This is a genomic window from Oscillochloris sp. ZM17-4, from assembly GCF_019599295.1.
Classification (GTDB): Bacteria; Chloroflexota; Chloroflexia; order Chloroflexales; family Chloroflexaceae; genus Oscillochloris.
On sequence record NZ_JAIEWN010000001.1, the window covers coordinates 291,984 to 314,097 of the forward strand.

The window sequence follows — 22,114 nt, forward strand, 5'->3', positions numbered from 1 at the left end:
ACGCGGGGCTGCCGCCCGCCGTGGCGCCCGCCGGCCCGGCGCTGACGATCTCAGACAGGTGAGCCTGCTAATGATGATCACGATCACAGAGCTGCAGAGCGAGCGCCTCATCCTGCGCGCCCTCGGCGCCGACGACGCCCCCGCCGTGCTGGAGTACCACCGGCGCTGCTGGCCCTCCGTGGCCCCCTGGATGCCGCTGGTCGAGCCGCAGTTCTTCACCGTGGAGGCGCACCGCGCCCGCCTGGAGTCCGAGCGCACCTCCCGGCTGGTCGGCAGCGCCGTGCGCTTCTACCTGTTCCGCCAGAGCGACCCCGCCGGCCCGATCATCGGCGACCTGAACTTCTCATCGATCATCCGCGGGGCCTTCCAGTCCTGCTTCGTCGGATACAAGATGGACGGCGCGGCGGCAGGCCAGGGCTATATGACCGAGGCGCTGCGACGCGGGGCCGAGTTTGCGCTTACGGAGCTGAGGCTCCACCGCCTAGAGGCCAATATCATCCCGCGCAACCTGCCCTCGCGCCGCGTCGCCGCCAAGGCCGGATTCGTCGAGGAGGGGCTGTCGCACAAGTACCTGAGGATCAACGGCGTCTGGGAGGACCACCTCCACTACGTCCTGCTAAACAATGACTACGATGACGATCCCAGCGCTGGTACTGGTCGATTCACCTTGGGGGCGCGGCTAACGATTGATAACTCGTCTAATGATTCTTGAGTTCGTTGCGTATCGCCTCCTCATAGACATTCTCGTCTGGTAGATTGCTCGGCGATGTGAAAGCTAATGCAACTTGGTCTACAGTAGTGGTGAGGTTTCCCTGCAATATGAGATCACGTGTAGCCCCATCGGCTACCGAAGCCCCCAAGTCATACCACATAAATGTCAGAGAGCCTGGCTGTAAGCCATAGCCTAATAACTTCCCACCTAATCGCTCACGGATCTTTTCATAAACTGGCTTGGGGCAGACGAAAAAGAGGCCGCTCTTGCACAGGCGTTCTCTTCGGAGAACATGCCCTTTATAGATGATTTGAGGGAGAATGCGCTTGTTGACATTCTCCCAGTTAAAACCGGCTGTGCTGTAACCTTCAAAAGAGCTTTCTTTTAAGTAGGCAGTTCGTTCAGATTGGTAATTTCCCGTTGTGTCAATGCTCTGAACTTCAATGGCGACAAATTCTTCTAGATCATTTCTAGAGTTTAGCTTCGCTAATACCCAATCTACAAAGTACCCCCCTGTTTTTCCTCGGTTAGGCAAGCGGAGTTCCTTTCCCCATCTCTTGCCAAAAACAGCAATCTTTGTCTTTCCTGACTCAACGCTCTTAGATCGCGCCTCTTGGCCTGATACTAGTTCTACGTTGTCACCAAATGCCTTGCGGGCAACATCTACCAATATACGATACCTGTTAGCATAGAGCCTATATGGACAGCAAATAACAGCGCCAGAAGTTGCGGGCTTTAGTGTGCAAGCCCCACTAATAGCGCCATCGCTAAGGTTCTTCTGGCAGGTATCACCTAGAAATGGGCACCGCTTGTCTTCGCGGGCCGCACGAGCCGCTGTAGAGCGATCATCAGGAGAGTAGCCGAAGAATTCGATGATATTGCTAGCCAACTTCTATGATCTCCCTATGATTAACTTCACCTTCAGGTTCAATGCTATGCAGATGTTCTCTTAGCTTTTGAGCAATAGCTTTAGCCATAAGAACCGGCACTGCATTTCCGACCTGCTCATACTGTGACACACGAGGCCCAAGGAACTGGTATGAGTCTGGGAAGGATTGAAAGCGAGCCGCTTCTCTTACGGTCAATGAACGGTCTTGATATGGTAAGAAGACAGCTCCCCAATGGGGATCGCATTTCGTCATGACAGTACCGGAAAGACCATCCGGTCTAAGGCGGCCATACCTCTTTGTGTGATCTGACTTACGTGCTCGCTGCATACCCTTCGGTAATAGCTCAAAGGGGATATCGCGCCAAGATCCGCCAGGTTTGATGTACTTCATTCGCTCTACATTCGTTTTAGATAATTGGGCTGCAAAATGATTAAAGGTGAAGCCCTTTTCATTGCGCATAAGCTTGGAATATTCGCTTTGCGGATCGCAATCATAGCGAATAACTTCGTCCCCTTCACCCATAGATAAGCGAGGTAAGTCGTCGATAGCCTCACTTACGGTGACTGCGGGCTCTAAGAGTTGTTGATCGCTTGGATCTAGGCGAAAGACTAACGTTCTGCCACCTCTAAAATTCGCCCGTCCCATTGCATAATGAGTTGGCTCGGGATGCTGTACTTCGCCAAAACGTGATCCGAGCAATATGAGCCGCCATCTCTCTTGAGGTACACCATAGTGTGCCGCGAAGAGGATCTTTACAGATACCTTGTATCCTAGACCCGAAAATATCTCGATGATTTGCCGAAAAACTTTGCCATCCTCAAGCGATAGCAGGCCAGGAACATTCTCGAAAAGAAAAACCTTAGGTTCGAATTCCTCTAGAAATCGCTCGTAATGCCGAAAGAGTTTGTTGCGAGGATCATCGAGAAATCTTTCAGGGGCGTTAATGGAAAACCCTTGGCACGGAGGGCCGCCAACAAGCACATCTAAATCGCCGCGATCCAAGCCTAAGCTTTTTCGAAGCGAATAAGAGTCAACGTCCTCAATAGGTCGATTATCTGCTATAGCCTCAGGATGGTTGTGCTGAAAGGTTTGTATGGCTTCTGGCATAATATCATTGCCATATAAGCACTTAAAACCAGTCTGTCTAAAGCCCTCAGTGATTCCACCTCCGCCACAGAAAAGGTCAAGCGAGGAAAGCACTCTGTAATTTGTATTTTTCGACGGGGTGTTAGCGTAAGATGGTACTGTCGCCTGACTCGGCTCTCGGTTGGGGTGATGCGGGTTTCGCCCGTTTACAGTCATGATCTGTGCTCCTTCATCAGACGGCAGGGTGATTATAACATGGAGAGCTAGGTGAATTGAGAGCAGCTTGCCCTCAATCAGTTGGCTGCCGCCTGCGCGGCAGCTTGCGCTCAAGGCGGCGCAACTCGCGCTGCATGCACGTTTCTTCTACGCGACGTGCAGGGGAAGGAGGTGCTGGGCGGATTGTTGCCGCCCTCGCCGCTCCCACTACAGCCCTGCATGAAGCATGTGCAGCCCTGCCCACCGCGTGCGCAATAACCTCCAGACGATCTCTGCCCTGCTGGCCATGCAGCTGCGCCGGGTCGAGCCGCACAGCCAGGGAGCTAAGGCCCTGCGCGAGAGCGCCGCGCGCATCCAGTCGATCGCCGCGATCCACAACCTGCTCTCCCGCGAGGATGTCGGCGTCACCACGGTCAACGCGGTGGCCCGCCAGGTGGTCGAGAGCGCCCAGGCCACCCTGGTCAGCAGCGACGCCCCAGTGAAGTTCGCGATCACCGGCGACGCCGTCCGGGTCGGCTCGCGCGATGCGACGGTCCTCGCCCTGGTGATCAATGAGCTGATCAGCAACGCCCTCACCCACGGCATGGCCGCCGAGGGCGGGCGCGTCGAGATCGTCGCCCTCCTGTCCGACGGCATGGTCACGGTGAAGGTACGCGACGACGGGCCGACCCACCCGCCGCCGCCCGCCAGCCACAGCAGCGGCCTCGGCCTCCAGATCATCGAGACCCTGGTACACGAGGATCTCGGCGGTAACTTCCTGCTCTTCCGCGAGGAGGACGGCGGCTGGATGTGCGCCCGCGTGCAATTCCCTCAGCGCATGATTACTGAGGAGAATTGAGAATTGGCAATACCGCAGAAGTCACGCTGTCACCCAGGAAGCCACATCTCCATGTCACCCTGAGCGCAGCGAAGGGTCTTCCCACAACGGTCATGGGAAGATTCCTCGCTGCGCTCGGAATGCACCATTGGCACGTGACTTCTGCGGTACTGCGAACATTGAGCATGTTCAATGCTCAATGTTCAATGCTCAATTCCTAATGGAGGATCTGTGGATATAAGCATCTGGGCCTGGGTGGGATTCCACGCAGTCATCTTCTTCCTGCTCGCCCTAGACCTGGGAGTCTTCCACCGCAGCGCCCACGAGGTGAAGGTTCAGGAGGCAGCGATCTGGACGGTCATCTGGATCTCGCTCTCGCTGCTCTTCAACCTGGGGCTCTCCTTCTGGCTCGGCCAGGAGGCCGGGCTGAACTTCCTCGCTGGCTACCTGATCGAGTACTCGCTCAGCGTCGATAATATCTTCATCTTCGTCCTGCTCTTCTCCTTCTTCCGCGTCCCCGCCGCCTACCAGCACCGCGTGCTCTTCTGGGGCATCCTCGGCGCCCTGATCATGCGCGGCAGCCTGATCCTGCTCGGCTCCGCCCTGATCGAGCGCTTCGAGTGGATCATCTATATCTTTGGGGCGTTCCTGGTCTTCACCGGCCTACGCATGTTCTTCAGCGGCGACGATGAGGAGGAGGATGTCCACCCCGAGGGCAACGTCCTCGTGCGGGTGGTGCGCCGCTTCCTGCCCGTCACCAAGGAGATGCGCGGGCCGCGCTTCTTTGTGAAGGAGGACGGGATGCTCATGGCCACACCGCTGCTGATCGTCCTGCTGATCGTCGAGAGCACCGACCTGATCTTCGCCGTCGACTCGATCCCGGCCATCTTCGGGATCACCCACGACGCCTTCATCGTCTACACCTCGAATATCTGCGCCATCCTCGGGCTGCGCTCGCTCTACTTCCTGCTCGCCGGCGTGATGGATAAGTTTCACTACCTGAAGACCGGCCTGGCCGTCATCCTGACCTTCGTCGGCATGAAGATGCTCTGGCCCGAGATCACCTACCTCGCCCTCCACGAGCGCTACGAGATCCCGAACCTGCTCTCGCTCGGCGTGATCATCGCCACCCTCTCGGTCGCCATCATCGCCTCGCTTATCCGCGCCCGCCGCCTGGAGGGGCAGCAGCCGGCCGAAGTCGGACAGTAGGGGACAGTAGGGGACAGGGGACAGCGCACAGGGGACAGGCCGGGCGCATCGCGCCTATAGATGTGCGTTTCCTCTCCCCTGTCCCCTGTCCCCTGTCCCCTGTCCCCTGTCCCCTGTCCCCTGTCCCCTAATTCATAGCAGCGAGGGTTCTCTCCATGTTCCAGGCGCTCCTCTCGACGATCCAGAACGAGGCCTCCGGCGTTGCGGCCAAGGGGCTGGCCGCGAAGATCAGCCAGTGGCACCGCATCCAGGCCAGCCCGATGTACCGCGAGGCGGCCCACTGGCTCCACACGACGCTGCGGGGCTGGGGGCTACAGAGCGAGCTGGAGTCCTACCCGGTGGCCGAGGGGGCGCTGGCATGGGGCGAGCTGCTGTTCGACGAGTGGAGCTGCGAGGAGGGCTGGCTCGACCTGCTCCAGCCGGGGGGCGGCGCGCTGCGCCTGGCCGACTACCGGGCGGTGCCGCTCTCGCTGCTGCCGCGCAGCATATCGGCCGACGGCGAGTATGAGCTGGTCGTGGTGGACGGCGGCGACCGCGAGGAGGACTACGCCGGCCGCGATGTGGCCGGCAGGCTGGTGCTCACCCGCTCCTCGCCGATGAGCGTCCACCGCATGGCGATCGAACGCTTCGGCGCGGCCGGCGTGATCTTCGACGGCATGCGCTCCATCCCCGAGATCTGCCCGCCCGGCGACCTGCCCGACGACATCCAGTACAGCTCGTGGTGGTGGTACGGCGGCGAGACGCGGGCCTTCGGCTTCGCGCTCAGCCCGCGGGCCGGGGCCGCCCTGCGCCGCCGCGCCGCCCAGAGCGACCGCCCGCTGCGCCTGCGCGCCCGCGTGCGTAGCCGCCTCGCCCCCGGAGCCATCGAGGCGGTCAGCGCGCGCATCCAGGGCGAGAGCGATGAGGAGGTGCTGCTGATGGCCCACCTCTGCCACCCCGCGCCCTGCGCCAACGATAACGCCAGCGGCGCCGCCGCCACCATGGAGGTGGCCCGCGCCCTCCACGAGCTGATCGGCTCTGGCCGCCTGCCCCGCCCGCGGCGCTCCATCCGCTTCCTCTGGGTGCCCGAGATGACCGGCACCTACCTCTACCTGGCCCACCACGAGGAGCTGATCGGCAGGGTCGTCGCCGCGCTCAACCTCGATATGGTCGGCGCCGACCAGGGCCTCTGCGGCAGCGTGAATATGGTCGTCCACACCAGCGACGCCCTGCCCAGCTTCGTGGGCGACCTGTTGGAGGCCATCCGCGACGGGATGGGCGGCGAGTACCACACCTTCAACGGTCGGGCCGACCCACCGCTCTTCCGCTACGCCTCGACCCCGATCTCCAACGGCAGCGACCACTACATCCTGGGCGACCCCTCGGTGGGCATCCCCACGCCGCTGATCATCGAGTGGCCCGACCGCTTCTACCACACCACGGCCGACACGATCGAGAAGGTCTCGCCCGTCACCCTGCGGCGCAACATGGCCCTGGCCGGCACCTATATCGCCTTCCTGGCCTCGGCGGGCGGGCGCGAGGTCGCCTGGCTGGCCCGCGAGATGAACGCCCGTTTCACCGAGGGCCTATCGCGCAAGCTACAGAGCGCGGTGACGGCGGCACTCGGCGACGAGCGGCCGATCGGCGCGCCATGGGAGGCGCGGGTGGCCTTCCGGATCGACCGGCAGCGGGCGGCCCTGGCCGACCTGCGCCGACTCGACCCGACCTTCGACCCGGCGCCCTTCCAGGCGGCCGCCCGGGCCAGCGGCGAGCTGCTCTGGGCGCAGTCCCGCGAGGTGCTGGCGGGATGGCACCCGGTCGGGCGCGAGGATCTGACTGCGGAGACGGCGGCCCTGGTGCCCCGGCGGCTCCAGCGCGGCCCGCTGAGCCTGGGCCCGCACCTGGCCCGCCTGCCCGCCGCCGAGCGCGAGGCGGCCATGGCCGAGCTGCGAAGACACCGCGGCTTCGACGGCCTCACCGCCGATATCGCCCTCTACTGGGCCGACGGCCGGCGCAGCCTGGGCGAGATCCTCGACCTGGTGGAGCTGGAGACGCAGACGCGCAGCCCCGGCGGGCTGCACGCCCACTTCGCACTGCTGGCCCGGCTGGGGCTGGTCGAGCTCGGGGGCGGGGGCGCGTAACAACACGCGCACCCGGCGTAAAGGGATCATCCCGCACCGCGCGCGCTGCGGGTGCTATGATCAGTGCAGGCGGCAACGTGGCCGCCTGTTAGGTATACCACCGAGCAGGGGGCTGCGCTGGCTAGCCATCTACTCCCTCTCACCTCTCAGATAATGCAGCTAACCGGCCACTCCCGCAGAGGCACAAGGGAGGTGGCATATGCTGTCCCGCACCATCCTCCTAACAATCTCACTCCTCATCGGCGTCATCCTCACGCTCCAGACACCTCCACAGCCCACCCCCGCAGATCCAGCCCTCGACGCCACGCCGGCATGGGAAAACCGCACCCTGATCATCACCAATATGCGACGCCTGCGCGGGCTCTACCCCGACGACCCACAGCTCGCAGCACTGGCGTGGCGGCTGGGTGAGCTTGCCGCCCGCCCGCAGGTGCGCGGGCGGCTGCTCGACATCGGCCTGGACCCGGAGACCTACCTGGCCTACAGCGACTGGGATCATGAGCTGGCGTTCTCAGACCAGAGCTTCTGGCGGGCCTCGGGCGAGAGGTGCGCGGTGAGCGCCCCGAGGGCGGCGGCCCAGCGGCGCTGGTCGGCGGCCAGCAGCACCACCGGCCAGTCGCTGCCAAAGGCCACCCGATCCTCGCCGAAGACCTCCAGGGCGTGGGCGACATAGGGGGCGAGGTCATCGACCGTCCAGCGCTGATGGTCGGCCTCGGTGACGAGGCCGCTCAGCTTGCACATGACATTGGGCAGGGCGGCGAGCTCGGCGATCTGGGCGCGCCAGGGCTCCAGCTCGCCGGCACGGGCGGCCGGCTTGCCCAGGTGGTCGAGGATGAACGACACCTCGGGGCAGCGGCGCACCAGCTCGGCGGTGGCGGGCAGCTGGCGGTGGGTGATGCAGAGGTCGCAGCTCAGGCCGTAGCTAGCCAGGATGCGCACGCCCGCCTCAAAGCCGGGTCGCAGACAGAAGGCCGGGTCGGACTCGCCCTGGGTGAGCCGGCGCACGCCCGTGATCAGGGGGCTGATCTGGGTCAGGGCGTCGAGGTAGGAGCGGGCCTGCGGGCCATCCTCAAGGGGCGCATAGGCCACGATCGCCTGGATGCGCGGGTCGCGCCGAGCCATATCGGCGACCAGCTGGGCCTCGACGAGGCCATAGGCCGGAGCGACATCGACCTGGACGTAGACGATGGCCTCGACATCGTCAGCGCTGGCGGCGTACTCGGCCATGCCGTAGGGCCGGTTGAGCGCGGGGATGCCGTCGAGCCAGGGGATGCGCATCTGGCCGGGGTCCCACAGGTGGACGTGCGAGTCGATGATGGGCATAGCCTCCTCCTCTCCCTGGGCGAGCGGGCAGCGCGCTGCGCCCTAGCGTACGACAGGGACACCCTGCAGCGCCCGCCGCAGGTCATCGATCTGCATCGGCTTGCCGAGGCATGCGTCCATGCCGGCCCGCAGGCACGCATCGCACCCAAACGCCAGATCGTGGGCAGTCAGGGCGATAATGTAGGGCTGATGGAGCGATCTGCCAAGCTGGCGGATATGCATCGTCGCCTCAAAGCCATCGAGCTCAGGCATCTCCAGATCCATCAGCACCACATCGTAGGATCCCTGGCGAACCATCTCGACGGCCTGGCGGCCATCCTTCGCCACATCGGCCGCGTAGCCGAGCCGCTCAAGGAAGCGCACCGTCACCAGCTGGTTGATCGGGTTATCCTCTGCCACAAGCACGCGCGTGGGGCGGGCGGCGCCCGCCCCACGCGCGGAGGCGAGCAACACGGCGGGGGCGTCCACCAGCCGAAGCGGCACCACAACCGTGAAGGTCGTGCCGACACCCAGCTCGCTCGCAACGCTGATCGTGCCGCCCATCAGCTCGACGAGCTGGCGGGATATCGCCAGGCCGAGGCCGGTGCCGCCGTAGCGGCGGGTGGTGGCGCTGTCGGCCTGGACAAACGGATCGAAGATCTGCGCGACCTGTGACTCGGCGATGCCGATCCCCGTATCGCGCACCTCAAAAGAGAGGGTCTCAGGGAGGGTTTCACCCTCCCTGAGACCCTCCCGAGTGACGCGCAGCGCCACCGTGCCGCGCGCGGTGAACTTGACGGCGTTGGACAGCAGGTTGATCAGCACCTGGCGCAGCCGGACGACATCGCCGAGCACCATGCGTGGCAGGTCGGGGGCGATCTCTTGGGTGAGATTCAGCCCCTTATGCTCGGCCCCATAGGAGAGCAGGGCGCAGGCATCGCCGACGCAGGCGATGAGGTCGAAGGGCTGCGACTCAAGCTCTAGGTGGCCAGACTCGATGCGCGAGAAGTCGAGGATGTGCGTGATCACCGCGAGCAGCGTCTCCCCGCCGGTGTGGATCGTCTCCACATAGCTGCGCTGCTCGGGGCTGAGCGGCGTGTCGATCAGCAGATCGGCCATGCCGATCACCGCGTTGAGCGGCGTGCGGATCTCGTGGCTCATGGTGGCAAGGAAGGAGGACTTGGCCCGGTCGGCGGCCTCGGCCGCATCCTTGGCCCGCAACATGGCGGCGGCGGCCTGGCGGGCCTCAGTGATATCGCGTATGACGCAGAGGATCTGGGTGGGGTCAATCGGCACCATGCGGGCCTCGAACATCCCCACCGTATCCGGCAGGCGCATCTCGTACTCGATGATCTGCATCGCCCCGCTCTGCATTACCGCGTGGATCGCCGCCACCAGCTGCGGCCCGACGGAGGAGGGCAGCACCGCATCCACCCTGCGGCCAAGGAAGGACTCCGGTGGGACGTAGAGCTGCCCAAGCGACGGCGAATGGTAGCTCAGAATAACCGCGTCACTATCCACCACAAAGAGCAAGTCGGGGAGGGCGTCGCGCAGGGCGCGCAGGCTGGCCTCACTGGCGGCCAGCGCCTGCCCAGACTCCCAGCCCTGGGTGAAGGTGACGATCATCTCGGCGGCGGTGCGCAGCAGCTGGAGGGCGCCGTCGTCCCAGCTGCGCTCGCGGCGGTGGTCGTTCACGCTGATATGGCCCCACCAGAGACCGGACACGAAGATCGGCACAAAGACCGCCGACCTGATGCCATTCGCAGCCTGGTAGCGTTCGAAGATCGGGTTGTTGGGGAAGCGTCCGGCGACCGGCCCGTTATAGCCTCGCCCATCTCGCAGGCATGAGCTCAGCCCCTCGGGAATGTCGCGAAGTTCCTCAAGGGTGGCTGCGCGATGGGGCGGCAGGTGGGGCGCGTCCACCGCACCGATCATGCGAAGCTGGAGCGAGGTGCGGGTGATGCACTCCGCCCAGTCGGGGTAGGCGTAGACCGCCACCCGATCGGCCTCGACGGCGACGCGCAGCACCTCCAGGGCCTCGGCCAGGATCGCGTGGTAGGCCTCGCCGCTGGGGTCGCGGGTGAGCATGATCCGCGAGCACTGGGCGAGGGCCTCGGCATAGCGTAGCTGGCGGGCCAGGGCCAGCTCGGCATCCTTGCGCACGGTGATGTCGCGGGCGAGGCCGACCATGCCCACCAGGTCGCCGGCCTCATCGTAGATAGGCGTGCGGCTGCTGTCGAACCAGCGCTCGACGCCGGCACGATCGCGGATAAACCGCTCGCCATAGTAGCTCTTGCCAGAGAAGACCTCACGGTCGCCGGCGGTGATGAAGCCGGCGAGATCGGGGGCGTAGACCTCATCGACCCTGCGTCCAACCATCTCCTCGGGGCGGTAGCCGTGGTAGGCGGCGAGGGCGCTGCTAACCATAAGGTAGCGGCCCTCGGCGTCCTTCAGCCAGAACTGCTCGGGGATGGTGCGCAGAATGAGCTGGAGATGACGCTGCGCCTCATCGAAACTGGCGGTGCGCTCCTGCACGCGCCGCTCAAGCTCGGCGTTCGCCGCCTCGGTGGCGGAGAGGCTCTCGCCCAGCCGACCGATCAGCGAGGTCAGGACAGCCAGCAGGAGCCAGACGATGTAGATGATGAACATCGCGTTCAGCAGGATCATGAGTGGATCTGCCAGGCGTTCGGCGAGGCCGGAAGAGGGCGTCACCAGCCCCACACCAACGCCGCCGAAGATGGCCACAACCGTGAGCGATACGAGCGAGACGATCAGGATGGCGCCCCGCGTCGAGAAGAGCAGGGTCGCCATCACCGCCGCTATCAGCAGAAGCAGGACACCGACGCCGGCAATGCCGTTCTGATAGGTCAGCGCCGCGCCAAGGAGGTAGCTGATCAGCACGATCATCTGCCCACGAACCTGCACCGAGAACTGCGGCAGCAGGGCGCCGGCGACCATGGTGATATAGCCGACCAGGGCAAAGAGCGCGGTGATCGGCCGCCCGACCTGCCAGTTATACCAGATGCCCATGAGTACGATCGGCAGAGTCACAGCCAGCGAGAGGCGCAGGAAGAGATCCAGGAGGGAGCGCCGCCACTGCTGGAGTGCGGGGGGGTCGGCGGGGCGATACAACAAACGATAAATATTCATAGCGTAGGCGCGCTCAGTCATCGAGTACTCATAAGGCAATGGAGCATACGTAACGCGGTCGCTCAGGAAACCACCTCCCCATGTCACCCTGAGCGAGGCGAAGGGTCTGCCGGCGCAAGGCTGGTAGATGCTTCGCTGCGCTCAGCGCGACAGAGCGCTCACCGCGTTCCTTCTGCGGTATTTCCTAATCAGGATCAGCGCCGCGGCGGTGGTTGGCAGCAGTGATGTGGGCATTGGGTATTATACGCGTTCTACCCGGCCCAGGTGGCTATCCGACACTCGTGACGGGCGAGGGTCCGACACCCCAGATGACACTTTTGTTATCAGGCTGTAACCATCCGTAACCATGGCGACATAGCGCGCGTTTTGAATTGTAAGTTACGTCTCACACATATATCACCGCGCACCCAGCAACACGAGCAATCACATCCCACACCACATCCCACCACGAGCGAAGCAGAACATCCGGTTCTGAGGCAACGAGCGGCGCTGCTCCACGCTCCAACGGCGTCCCCCACATATCGGGTATCTCTACCAGTGATCACCGTGTTGCTCGCCCACGCTAGCAGGGCTATGGCACCTGCGATCATGGTTGTGCATACCGCAACCTTCCGACATTTCGTAGTAGGCGCGGGTTGTCACCTGATAGGGTGTGGCTCCTCCACCACACCGCATCAGAGACAATGACGGGGGAGCTGTCATCGTGACAGCCGGAAGGCGTAATGGCAACGGCGCCATTATTCCTCCCAATCCACGTCATCCATCCGACAACAATCGATAATCGACGCCCTGGCTGAAGGCGGAGTGGGGACAGCCAGGCAAGCACAGAGGTTCCTATGCAGAAAGTCTTGGTCAGCGTAGTGGTGCCAGCCTGGAATGAGGCCGAGAATCTCCCGCATGTTCTACCGCGCATCCCGCACGACGTCCATGAGGTCATCCTTGTTGACGGGCACTCGACCGATGGGACACCCGAGGTCGCGATGCAGCTCCACCCCCAGGTGCGGGTTGTCTACCAAGATGGCAAAGGAAAGGGCGCGGCGCTGCGGACAGGGTTCGCGGCGGCGACTGGCGATGTGATCGTGATGCTTGACGCCGATGGCTCGACCGACCCGGCGGAGATCCCGGCCTATGTTGGCTCGCTCCTCTCCGGGGCAGACTTCGCCAAAGGGTCGCGCTTCCTCCAGGGCGGCGGCACAAGCGATATGTCGCCGCTGCGCTGGATGGGCAACATGGGCTTTGTGATGGCCGTGCGGGTGCTGTTCGGAGGCCAGTACAGCGACCTGTGCTACGGGTACAACGCGTTCTGGCGGCGGATCCTCCCCCAGCTCGACCTCGACGGGGACGGCTTTGAGATCGAGACGATGATGAATGTGCGGGCGCTCAAGGCCGGGCTGAGGATCACCGAGGTGCCGAGCTTCGAGCACGAGCGCATCCACGGCGAGAGCCACCTGCGCACCTTCGTCGACGGCTGGCGCGTGCTGCGGACGATCCTGCGCGAAGGGATGGGCAGTGTGATGGATGCGCCCAAGCCACAGCCGGCCATGCCCAGAATGCCAGCGCGGGATGCGATGTCCTACTTCTTGCCGAGCCACGATCCCCAGCACGGGATCATCCACCCGGTGGAGCTTGAGCGCGAGGTAGGTGGCGTGTGACAAAGGTTGCGCGCCCCATCTCGGTTATTATCTGCGCCTACACGGAGGCCCGCTGGGATGATCTGCTGGCGGCGGTGGAGTCGGTGCGCCGGCAGACGCTGCCGCCCGACGAGATTATCGTGGTGATCGACCACAACCCCGCCCTGCTCGCGCGCGCCAGATCGATGATCGGCGGCGCGCAGGTTATCGCCAACAGCGAGGCGCGCGGGCTCTCGGGGGCGCGCAACACGGGCCTGTCCGTCGCACGCGGGGCAATCATCGCCTTTATGGACGAGGACGCCGTGGCCGCCGAGGACTGGCTCGCGACGCTGGACACCCACTACGCCGAGCCCGAGGTGGTGGGGGCAGGCGGCGCGATCAAAGCCGCATGGGCGCATGGGCGCCCCAGCTGGTTCCCCGAGGAGTTCGACTGGGTGGTGGGCTGCACCTACACGGGCATGCCCGTGGCGCCCGCGCCGGTGCGCAACCTGATCGGCTGCAATATGTCGTTTCGGCGTGAGGTGTTTGCGCGGGCCGGCAGCTTCAAGGACGGGATCGGCCGGATCGGCACCCTCCCGGTTGGCTGCGAGGAGACCGAGCTCTGCATCAGACTGGCCCAGATCTGGCCGCAGAGCGTCCTCCGCTACGACCCGCAGGCCCGCGTGCGTCACACGGTGCCGGCGGCGCGGGCGCGCTGGGGCTACTTCCGCTCGCGCTGCTACAATGAGGGGCGGTCGAAGGCGCTGGTAGCCAAGCTGGTCGGATCGCGCGACGGGCTCGCGACAGAGCGATCATACACGCTGCGCACGCTTCCCCTCGGGGTGGCCCGTGGCATCGGCGACGCCCTGCGCGGCGACGGCGCGGGACTCCTGCGCGCCGGCGCCATCATCGCGGGGCTGATCGTCACGACGGCCGGCTATGGGGTCGGCCAGGTTGAGTCTCTGCTAGAGGCGCGCCGCGCCCCCGTCACCATAGCCACGGCGCCAGAGCCCGCGAGCGACACCGGATCACGATGAAGATCTTGCAGATCACGCCACACTACTATCCGCAGCGCGGCGGGGTCGAGCGACACGTCCAGTCGATCAGCGAGGGGCTCGCCGCGCACGGTCACGAGGTGGCGGTGCTGACGATGGCCGCCCCCGGGTCGGGCGGGGCCGTAGAGGAGATTGGCGGAGTCCTTGTCTTTCGGCTGCTGGCAACGGGGCCAGCGCCGGCCTACCATGTGCCCATGGGGCTGCTCAGCTGCCTTGGCAGCAGCGGCGGGTATGACATCATCCACGTCCACAACTATCATGCGGCGCTGCTGCCGATCGTCGCCGCCCTCGCGCCGCAGCGTATGGTGGTAACGCCGCACCTGAATGATCGGCCGCACAGCCGCCTGGCCGAGCTCCTGCACGTGCCATACCGGCTGATCGGCGGCTGGAGCCTGCGCCGTGCCCGCGCCATCATCTGTGTCAGCGAGGCCGAACGCGAGCGCCTGATTGGCCGGTTCGGCCTGCGGGCGTCGGTCGCCACCGTGATCCCCAACGGCGTCGATATCGCGCGGGCTATGCGGGGCGAGACAGAGGCCCGCGACCCGCGACAGCTCCTGGCCGTCGGGCGGCTCCAGGCCTACAAGGGGGCGAGCCGCGCCGTCGCGGCGATGGCCGATCTCCCGTCAGGCTACCGCCTGACGATCATCGGCACAGGCCCATGCCACAACGACCTACAGCGTCAGGCCCAGGCGCTTGGCGTGGCCGACCGGGTCGAGCTCATCGGCGAGGTCGGCGATACAGCGCTGAGCAGCTGGTATCGACGATCAGGCGTGGTGCTGAATATGTCATCGGCCGAGGCATTCGGGATCACGGTCATCGAGGCGCTCGCGCACGGATGTCGGGTTGTCTGCAACGACATCCCGGCATTTCGCGACCTCGCGTCCCGTTTCCCCGCCAACATCGCCCTCGTCGATGCAGCGCGCGCCCCCAGTGTGGCCGCCGCAGCGCGCCAGGCGGCCGATACGCCCGCCCCATGCGCTGATGTGTCGGTCTTTAGCTGGGAGCATATTGTGGGGCAGCTTCTATCCACCTATGCGATCGTGCGTGCGGCGGAGGGCGCAGACGCCCCCTCACGGTATACGTCAACCCTGGTATAGCAGAAGAGCGTGCGGCGCAGATGAGACGTAGCGCCCCCGGCGCGCATCACTGGCGCACATGCACCTCTATGAGGCACGGATATCTTCCAGGAGGGGGGCAGCGGAGACAGTCATACGTCAATCAACCTCCCAGCGAGATACAAAGGATCTATCGGTTGAATAAGCGAGCGACAATTGCACGAATATCGAGCGGGGCCATCTTCTCAGTGGGCGCGCACGGTGCAGATCACAATACCCACGCGACGACCCAGTCGACCACATGGGAGCCCGGCTGGTTGCCAGCCATCACCGCCTTGGGAGCATTCGGGCTGCTGCTGGTGGCGCTGGCCTATAATGGCTCACGCCAGAGCGCGCCATGGGCGCTGCTTGCCTTCTGGGCCGGCGTGACAACGATGATCGCCCCGATTGCGCTGCGGCAGCTGGCACCTGGGGTGGGGCGTGGAGAGCGCGCCGGGCTGGTGATATGGCTCGGGCTGAGCCTCTACCTTATCAAGGTGCTCCAGAGCCCGCTAGGGTTCGCCCTCCACGATGAGTTCCCGCACTACCGCACCGCCAACGACATCCTGCTCAGCGACCACCTCTTCCACATCAACGCCCTCCAGAATGTCAGCGCCCTCTTCCCAGGGATGCAGATTGTGGTGAGCGCCATCGCGCAGATGAGTGGCCTGCCAATCTACCCGACGGCGCTGATCATCATCGGCGCGGCGCGGCTGCTGGCCACCGTGTCGGCCTTCCTGATCCACGAGCGGATCAGCGGCTCGGCGCGGGTGGCGGGGGTGGCCTCGCTGATCTACTGCTCCTACCCGAACTTCGTCTACTGGAGCGCGCAGTTCGGCTACGAGTCGCTGGCGCTGCCGCTGGCGACGGCGGCGCTGTTCATGATCCTCATGGGTGAGCCGATCCAGGCCCGCTGGCGCTGGCCCTGGATGCTCGCCCTGATGACCATCGGCGCGGTGGTGGTGAGCCACCACGTGACATCCTATGTGATGACCACCCTCCTGATCCTGCTGGCGGTGATCACCTTCTTTCACCGGCAACTGCTGATCATCGGCGAGCGGGTGTTCGGGCTCGCCCTGGCGAACCGGCTCGTCCGACCGCTGGCGCGCTGGGCGGGCGGGCCGATCTTCCCATCGCTGCGCGAGCGCGACCCTTCGGCCGGGCAGGTGCCAGAGCGGCGGCGCGTCGGGATCTTCTGGATCTTCTCGCTCTCGCTCGTGGTCATCTGGCTGTTCACCGTGGCCCAGCAGACGATCCCCTATCTGGGGCCGCATATTGTGAAGGCGGCGAACTCGGTGGTCAAGCTGATCATCCGCGAGGAGAGCAGCCGCACGCTCTTTCGCTCGGCGGCCCCCGAGTACACGCTGCCAACCTTCGAGCGAATCATGGCCCTCGCCTGCGTGGGGCTGATCGCCGTGGCCATCCACTTCGGGTTGGTCTTCGCCTGGCGACGCTACCGCCGGCACCCGATGGCCATGCTGCTCATGGTTGTTGGCGGGATCTACCCGGCCACCCTGATCCTGCGGATCACATCGAGCGGCGCCGAGATCTCGAACCGCTCATCGGACTACCTATTTATCGGGGTCTCGTTTGTCGTGGCGGTGGCGATCGTCGAGTTCGTGTCGGCGCTGCGGCTCACAGGCCTGCGCCGGGGCATCGCCACAGGCGTGATCGGGCTGATCCTGATGGGCGCGATCGTGATCGGCATCCCGCCCTGGGCGCGGATGCCCGGCCCCTACGCGCTGATGGGCGATACGCGCGGGATCCAGCCCGAGAGCATCGCGGCGGCCGACTGGGCCCGCCCGCGGCTTGATCGCTCCTACAACCTCGTCGCCGACAAGACGAACTGGCTGCTGATGGGCTCCTACGGCGAGCAGAACCCGGTCGAGACGCTCTCGTGGATCTACTTCTCGCCGCGCATCGCGCAGCTTGAGCGGCGAGACATGCGGCGCGACAATGTGCGCTATGTTGTCGCCGACTACCGGATCACCCGTGGGATTCCGGTGAGCGGGATCTGGTTCGCCTCAGGCGAGCCAGAGGCGAAGCAGCACGAGGATCCGTTTCCGGTCGAGAAGCTCGCCAAATTCGACAGCGTGCCACAGCTCAGCCGGATCTTCGACAGCGGCAATATCCAGATCTATGATACGGTGTTACTGCTCCAGCCGGAACCCAGCGTCTCGCCGTAGCCTGCTCTGCAACCTTTGGATTGGAGATCGTCCCATGCGCGTGCTCCTGGTCTCGAATATGTACGCCTACCCGGGCAACTGGGACAAGCTCGACGAGCTGGGCAAGCGGGTAGAGCTCGGCGTGGTGATGCCCTCGGACTGGCATACGATCGAGCTGCACCCGATGCAGGCGGTGCCAGCCAACGCGCCTGACGCGAGCTGGACCCAGTACCGGCTCGACACGCTGTTCCAGTTTCAGGGCAACCCCTTCCGCTACTTCTATCGGCCGCAACAGCTGGCTGCGGCGATCGCCGAGTTCCAGCCAGACCTGGTGCATGTGGAGCAGGAGCCCGAGAGCCTGAGCCTGCTTCAGCTGAGCGCGCTGAAGCGCCGCTATGGCTACCACATGATCTTCGTGGCGTGGGAGAACATCCACCCGCTGCGGCTGGGGGCGCTCTTCCGCAAGCTGAACTATGCCGCCGCCGACGCCGGGATCGTGGGCAACCAGGCGGCGCTGGAGCGCAGCCGGAGGCTGGGCTTCCACAAGCGGCTCGATGTCATCCCGCAGTATGGCTTCGCCATCGACGAGGAGCTGCGGTCGGCGGGCACCGCCGAGCGCCCCTTCACCGTGGGCTACGCCGGCCGGCTGGTGCCCGAGAAGGGCATCCACTCGCTGCACGCGGCCGCACGGATGCTGCCCGATATACATGTGCGCGTGGCCGGCGACGGCCCCCTGGGCGATATGCTGCGGCCCGAGCCGCAGTTCGAGCTGCTCGGCATTATGCCGCGCCGTGAGATGCGGCAGTTCTGGCAGAGCATCGATGTGCTGGCCGTGCCCTCGCTCACCACACCGCGCTGGGCCGAGCAGTTCGGCCGGGTGATCGTGGAGGCGATGGCCGCCGGCGTGCCGGTGATCGGGTCGAGCTCGGGGGCTATCCCCGAGGTGATCGGCGACGCCGGGCTGGTCTTCCCCGAGGGCGACGCGGCGGCCCTGGCAGACGCGATCCGGCGGGTGCGCGATCAGCGTGATGAGCGCGCTGCCCTGATCGCAAGGGGCTATGAGCGCGTGCGTACCTGCTACAGCTATGAGGCGATTATGGGGCAGACGGTTGCCTTCTATCAGGATGTGCTCGCCACATCGAGGGCCGCTGCGCCATGTGCGCCATAGGGAGAGCTTCTGTGCCGCGCAAGTCTATCGATCTGCTTCTGGTGATCGCCTTGGCGGCGGTTGGGGCGGCCGTCGCCCTCGCTCCGGGCCTGCCCACGCTCCTGCGTGCCCCGTTCACGATCACCCTGACCCTAGCCCTGCCGGGCTACGCGCTGCTCGCCGCGCTCGACCCGGGCCGGGAGATCGGCGGCATCGAGCTGCTGGTGCTGCGACTGGGGTCAAGCATGGTCATCGTGATCCTTGGCGGCCTGCTCCTCAACCTGACGCCCTGGGGTCTGCGCAACGATCTCTGGGCCGCCCTGCTCATGACGGTGACGATGGTCGCGGCAGGTGTGGCGCTGGCCCGCCGACGACTGGCCGCTGAAGAGCGGGGCTCCGCCGAGCGGGCGGCTCACCGGCCAGCCCTGCGCCTACGCCCAATCCAGCTGGCCCTGCTCGCCCTGGCCGCCCTGCTGCTGGCGAACGCCGTCGGCACGGCCCGATCCGGGGCGCTCACGCAGCACACCACCGGGTTCACGCAGCTCTGGATGCTCGAGGTGAGCGGCGCCGCCCCGGGGACGGTGCGCCTCGGCGTGAGCAACCAGGAGCTGCGGCCGATGAGCTATGTGCTGCGCCTCACGGAGGGCGGCCGTGTACTGAACGAGTGGGCCGACCTGGAGCTTCAGGCGGGGGCGCAGTGGGAGATCACCGAGGTGCTCCCCATCGCGGACCAGCAGAAGAGGCCGGTGGAGGCGAGCCTGTACGTGGCCGATGACCCGAACACGATCTACCGCCACACTGTCCTCTGGCCCGGGACGGACGATATCAGCCAGTAGCCAAAGCGCCTCCGCCGCCTTCCGATATCGTACTATGGACACATCGATGCACGCCTTACGCACACGACTCAAGCGGATCAGCAACCTGGATATTCTGCTGAACACCGGCTCGCTCGTCGCGACCACCGGAGTCTCGGCGGCGCTGGGGTTTCTCTACTGGTGGCTAGCGGCGCGCGCGTTCACCCCGGCAGAGGTGGGGTTTGCGGCTGCGGCAATCTCGACGATGACCCTGATCGGCACGGTGAGCATGCTGGGCCTGGGGACGATGCTGATCGGCGAGCTGCCGCGCCGATCCGGCCATCGGGCCGCGCTGATCGCCACGTCCCTGGTCGTGGCCGGGCTGGCGGCCACCCTGATCGGCGCGATCTTCGCGATGCTGTCGCCCTACCTGACGAGCGACCTGGCGCTGCTCTCATCGAGCCTCGGGATGGTGGCGACCTTCGCCCTCGGGGCCGGGCTGACGGCGGTGGCCCTGGTGCTCGACCAGGCGCTGATCGGGCTGCTGCGGGGCGGGCTCCAGTTCTCGCGCAACACGATCTTCGGGCTGGTGAAGCTCGGGTCGCTCTGGCTGGCGGCCGCCCTGATCGTCGACACCACCGGGATGAGCATCTACGTCACATGGCTGGTTGGGAACCTGGCGGCGCTGGCGGCGCTGGCGGCCTATGTGGTGGCCCGGCGCGGCCTCAGCGGGATCACGATGCAGTGGGCGGTGCTGCGCAGCCTGGGCTGGACATCGCTCCAGCACCACATGCTCAACATGGTGGTGCTCGCCCCCGGCATGATCCTGCCGCTGATCGTCACTGCGGTGCTCTCGGTCTCGGCGAACGCCTACTTCTACACGGCGTGGATGCTGGCAAGCTTCGTCTCGGTCGGCCCGGTGTCGCTGGCGACCGTGCTCTTCGCGGTGGGGTCGGGCAACCCGGCGGCGCTGGCGCAGCGGCTGCGCTTCACCCTGGCGGCGGGGTTAGCTATCGCCCTGGCGGCGAACCTGGTGCTCTTCCCCGGCGGCCACCTGCTGCTCTCGCTGTTCGGCAAGGCCTACGTGGCCGAGTCGCTCTGGCCGCTGCGCATCCTGGGGTTGTCGGTCTTCCCGCTGATCATCCGCGAGCACTACGCGACGATTGCGCGCATCCACGGGCGTACGCTCCAGGCCACCAAGCTGATAGCGGTGGTAAGCCTGCTCCGCCTACTGGCGGCCGCAATCGGCGCCTCACTCGATGGGCTGGTTGGACTGTGCCTCGGCCTGCTGATTGTCGAGACGATCGCCGCCGTGATCATGTCCCCGCTGGTCTACCGGACGGCGATCTTCGACCAGGGGGCGACGCCAACACACACTGAGCAGGTCGGGAAGCATATCGCGTGATCGGAGCGAAGCTTGTGGGAGATCTGCCCGACATTATCGACGCCGCGAGGATCGCCCTGGCGCTCGCCCTGACACTGTACGCGCTCTACCGAGCCGCCCAGGCATACGGGCGCGGCACGCAGGCGCGCGCCGCGCGGCGCTGGGCCCCGCCGCCGCCGCCACAGCGCTGGCCATTGGCCACGCTGATCATCCCATCATGGCGCGAGCGCGGCACCATCGAGATCCTTATGCGCCAGCTGCGCGCCCTCGACTATCCGAAGTGGACGGCGGTGGTGGTGGCCGGGGGGCCTGACGGCACCTACGCGGCAGCCCAGGCCGCCGCCGCTGACCCGCGGATCGTGGTGATCGAGCAGCGCCCGCGCGGGAAGAACGCGGCGCTCAACGATGGGCTGCGGCTCGCCACAGGCGAGGTTGTTGTCATCCTCGACGCCGACACGCAGATCGAAGCGGGATGGCTGCGCACCATGGTCGCGCCGCTTGCCGCTGGCGCGGCTGTGGCCAGCACCGGGAACTACCTGCCGCTGCGCCGCACGCCTTTCTCACTTCACGGTCAGATGGAGAAGATCGCCGCCTACCAGATCCACGGCCACGCCCACCTCCAGGGCAGCGGTGGCATCGCTATGCGCCGCACGCTGATCGATCAGCTCGGCGGCTTCCCCGAAGATGTCCCGGTCGGCGTAGACTGGGATCTCGACGCGCGGGTGGCCGCCGCCGGCGCGGCGCGGGCCTACTGCCCCGACGCACTCGCCTACACTGAGCGCCCGGCGACCCTGGGCGAGTGGTGCAAGAACGAGCTGCGCTGGCGGCGGGCGCACCTCGCCTCGCTGTTCCGGCACCGGACCTATTTCTTCCGCAGCCCGATGGAGACCCTGGGCAGCATCTACCCCTACGCCGTCGGCTGGCTCTGCGCCATCGCAACACTGGCGGCCGTGGCGCTCGCCATCGCCGGCCCGCCCGACCTGGCCGCCGCTGGGCTGACAGTATGGGCCGCCCTGATCGCATGGGCCGGCCTCTCACGGATCGGGCTCGCCATCGAGGTCGCCGCCTATACCCGCGAGTCGCGCTGGCTCGCCCTGATCTGGGCCCCACCATTTCTTTGGTACCTCACTCTGGCCGCCTCCTGCATCGCAACCCTCACGATGCGCGCGACCACGATGCACTTCAAAGGCCCGCGCCACCATATTGAGCACGAGCAGCCCTCAGCGCACTCGTAGGCGGCGTGAGCGCTGCTGAGCAGCAACGAGCGTCACTCCATTAGCTCGCAGCTCGCGCTGGTTTTTTCGTCCGGCCATGGCGTATGATGGAGGAAGATGATGGGCCCAGGAGAGGCGTTAGGGAAGTG

The 22,114-nt window shown here is 65.4% G+C and carries 16 protein-coding genes; 12 read left to right on the forward strand and 4 right to left on the reverse strand.

Annotated elements, in window-relative coordinates:
* The coding region (locus K2Z83_RS01190) for a GNAT family N-acetyltransferase (RefSeq protein ID WP_220593354.1) at nt 1-712 on the forward strand (712 nt) is incomplete at its 5' end.
* On the opposite strand, the gene K2Z83_RS01195 is transcribed toward K2Z83_RS01190, so the two are convergent.
* Both K2Z83_RS01195 and K2Z83_RS01200 read right to left on the reverse strand, forming a co-directional pair.
* The gene (locus K2Z83_RS01195; protein ID WP_220593355.1) at nt 699-1,601 is read right to left on the reverse strand and encodes a NotI family restriction endonuclease; all 903 of its coding nucleotides are present in this window, start codon (nt 1,599-1,601) and stop codon (nt 699-701) included. The genes K2Z83_RS01190 and K2Z83_RS01195 overlap by 14 nt on opposite strands.
* Entirely contained in the window at nt 1,594-2,904 is a 1,311-nt protein-coding gene (locus K2Z83_RS01200; protein WP_220593356.1) for a DNA cytosine methyltransferase, read from the reverse strand. The genes K2Z83_RS01195 and K2Z83_RS01200 overlap by 8 nt, the downstream gene beginning before the upstream one ends.
* Before the next feature lie 226 nt (nt 2,905-3,130).
* Between K2Z83_RS01200 and K2Z83_RS01205 the strand changes: the two genes are divergently transcribed.
* The 3 genes from K2Z83_RS01205 (at nt 3,131) to K2Z83_RS01215 (ending at nt 7,050) form a co-directional block, all read left to right on the forward strand.
* Nucleotides 3,131-3,742: a sensor histidine kinase gene (locus K2Z83_RS01205; RefSeq protein ID WP_255603086.1), complete on the forward strand. Its 612-nt coding sequence runs from the start codon at nt 3,131-3,133 to the stop codon at nt 3,740-3,742.
* 210 nt (nt 3,743-3,952) lie between these two features.
* Nucleotides 3,953-4,930 carry a TerC family protein gene (locus K2Z83_RS01210; protein WP_220593357.1) on the forward strand — a complete coding sequence of 326 codons (978 nt, stop codon included), beginning with the start codon at nt 3,953-3,955 and terminating at the stop codon, nt 4,928-4,930.
* Nucleotides 4,931-5,085: 155 nt separating this feature from the next.
* On the forward strand, nt 5,086-7,050 hold the full coding sequence (locus tag K2Z83_RS01215; protein WP_220593358.1) for a DUF4910 domain-containing protein: 1,965 nt from the start codon (nt 5,086-5,088) through the stop codon (nt 7,048-7,050).
* Nucleotides 7,051-7,545: 495 nt separating this feature from the next.
* Here K2Z83_RS01215 and K2Z83_RS01220 read toward each other — a convergent pair whose 3' ends face one another.
* Nucleotides 7,546-8,373 carry an amidohydrolase gene (locus K2Z83_RS01220; RefSeq protein ID WP_220593359.1) on the reverse strand — a complete coding sequence of 276 codons (828 nt, stop codon included), beginning with the start codon at nt 8,371-8,373 and terminating at the stop codon, nt 7,546-7,548.
* Between the two features lie 42 nt (nt 8,374-8,415).
* Nucleotides 8,416-11,523: an ATP-binding protein gene (locus K2Z83_RS01225; RefSeq protein ID WP_220593360.1), complete on the reverse strand. Its 3,108-nt coding sequence runs from the start codon at nt 11,521-11,523 to the stop codon at nt 8,416-8,418.
* Between the two features lie 815 nt (nt 11,524-12,338).
* Between K2Z83_RS01225 and K2Z83_RS01230 the strand changes: the two genes are divergently transcribed.
* From K2Z83_RS01230 to K2Z83_RS01265, 8 genes are all read left to right on the forward strand, one after another.
* On the forward strand, nt 12,339-13,154 hold the full coding sequence (locus K2Z83_RS01230) for a glycosyltransferase family 2 protein (RefSeq protein ID WP_220593361.1): 816 nt from the start codon (nt 12,339-12,341) through the stop codon (nt 13,152-13,154).
* Nucleotides 13,151-14,149 carry a glycosyltransferase family 2 protein gene (locus K2Z83_RS01235; RefSeq protein ID WP_220593362.1) on the forward strand — a complete coding sequence of 333 codons (999 nt, stop codon included), beginning with the start codon at nt 13,151-13,153 and terminating at the stop codon, nt 14,147-14,149. The genes K2Z83_RS01230 and K2Z83_RS01235 overlap by 4 nt, the downstream gene beginning before the upstream one ends.
* Nucleotides 14,146-15,264, forward strand: coding sequence for a glycosyltransferase family 4 protein (locus K2Z83_RS01240; RefSeq protein WP_220593363.1), 1,119 nt, complete (start codon nt 14,146-14,148; stop codon nt 15,262-15,264). Before K2Z83_RS01235 ends, K2Z83_RS01240 begins: the two co-directional genes overlap by 4 nt.
* Before the next feature lie 275 nt (nt 15,265-15,539).
* Nucleotides 15,540-17,447: a hypothetical protein gene (locus tag K2Z83_RS01245; RefSeq protein ID WP_220593364.1), complete on the forward strand. Its 1,908-nt coding sequence runs from the start codon at nt 15,540-15,542 to the stop codon at nt 17,445-17,447.
* Between the two features lie 34 nt (nt 17,448-17,481).
* Nucleotides 17,482-18,594: a glycosyltransferase family 4 protein gene (locus K2Z83_RS01250; protein WP_220593365.1), complete on the forward strand. Its 1,113-nt coding sequence runs from the start codon at nt 17,482-17,484 to the stop codon at nt 18,592-18,594.
* An 11-nt stretch (nt 18,595-18,605) separates the two neighbouring features.
* Nucleotides 18,606-19,409, forward strand: coding sequence for a DUF1616 domain-containing protein (locus K2Z83_RS01255; protein WP_220593366.1), 804 nt, complete (start codon nt 18,606-18,608; stop codon nt 19,407-19,409).
* A gap of 46 nt (nt 19,410-19,455) precedes the next feature.
* On the forward strand, nt 19,456-20,772 hold the full coding sequence (locus K2Z83_RS01260) for a lipopolysaccharide biosynthesis protein (protein ID WP_220593367.1): 1,317 nt from the start codon (nt 19,456-19,458) through the stop codon (nt 20,770-20,772).
* Entirely contained in the window at nt 20,769-21,986 is a 1,218-nt protein-coding gene (locus K2Z83_RS01265; RefSeq protein ID WP_220593368.1) for a glycosyltransferase family 2 protein, read from the forward strand. The genes K2Z83_RS01260 and K2Z83_RS01265 overlap by 4 nt, the downstream gene beginning before the upstream one ends.
* Nucleotides 21,987-22,114 lie beyond the last annotated feature (128 nt).

Bases quoted from the DNA above. Each gene is read 5' to 3' on its own strand.
- K2Z83_RS01200 (WP_220593356.1), bottom strand. From the start codon at position 2,904: ATGACTGTAAACGGGCGAAACCCGCATCACCCCAACCGAGAGCCGAGT.
- K2Z83_RS01205 (WP_255603086.1), top strand. From the start codon at position 3,131: ATGTGCAGCCCTGCCCACCGCGTGCGCAATAACCTCCAGACGATCTCT.
- K2Z83_RS01215 (WP_220593358.1), top strand. From the start codon at position 5,086: ATGTTCCAGGCGCTCCTCTCGACGATCCAGAACGAGGCCTCCGGCGTT.
- K2Z83_RS01220 (WP_220593359.1), bottom strand. From the start codon at position 8,373: ATGCCCATCATCGACTCGCACGTCCACCTGTGGGACCCCGGCCAGATG.
- K2Z83_RS01225 (WP_220593360.1), bottom strand. From the start codon at position 11,523: ATGACTGAGCGCGCCTACGCTATGAATATTTATCGTTTGTTGTATCGC.
- K2Z83_RS01230 (WP_220593361.1), top strand. From the start codon at position 12,339: ATGCAGAAAGTCTTGGTCAGCGTAGTGGTGCCAGCCTGGAATGAGGCC.
- K2Z83_RS01240 (WP_220593363.1), top strand. From the start codon at position 14,146: ATGAAGATCTTGCAGATCACGCCACACTACTATCCGCAGCGCGGCGGG.
- K2Z83_RS01250 (WP_220593365.1), top strand. From the start codon at position 17,482: ATGCGCGTGCTCCTGGTCTCGAATATGTACGCCTACCCGGGCAACTGG.
- K2Z83_RS01260 (WP_220593367.1), top strand. From the start codon at position 19,456: ATGCACGCCTTACGCACACGACTCAAGCGGATCAGCAACCTGGATATT.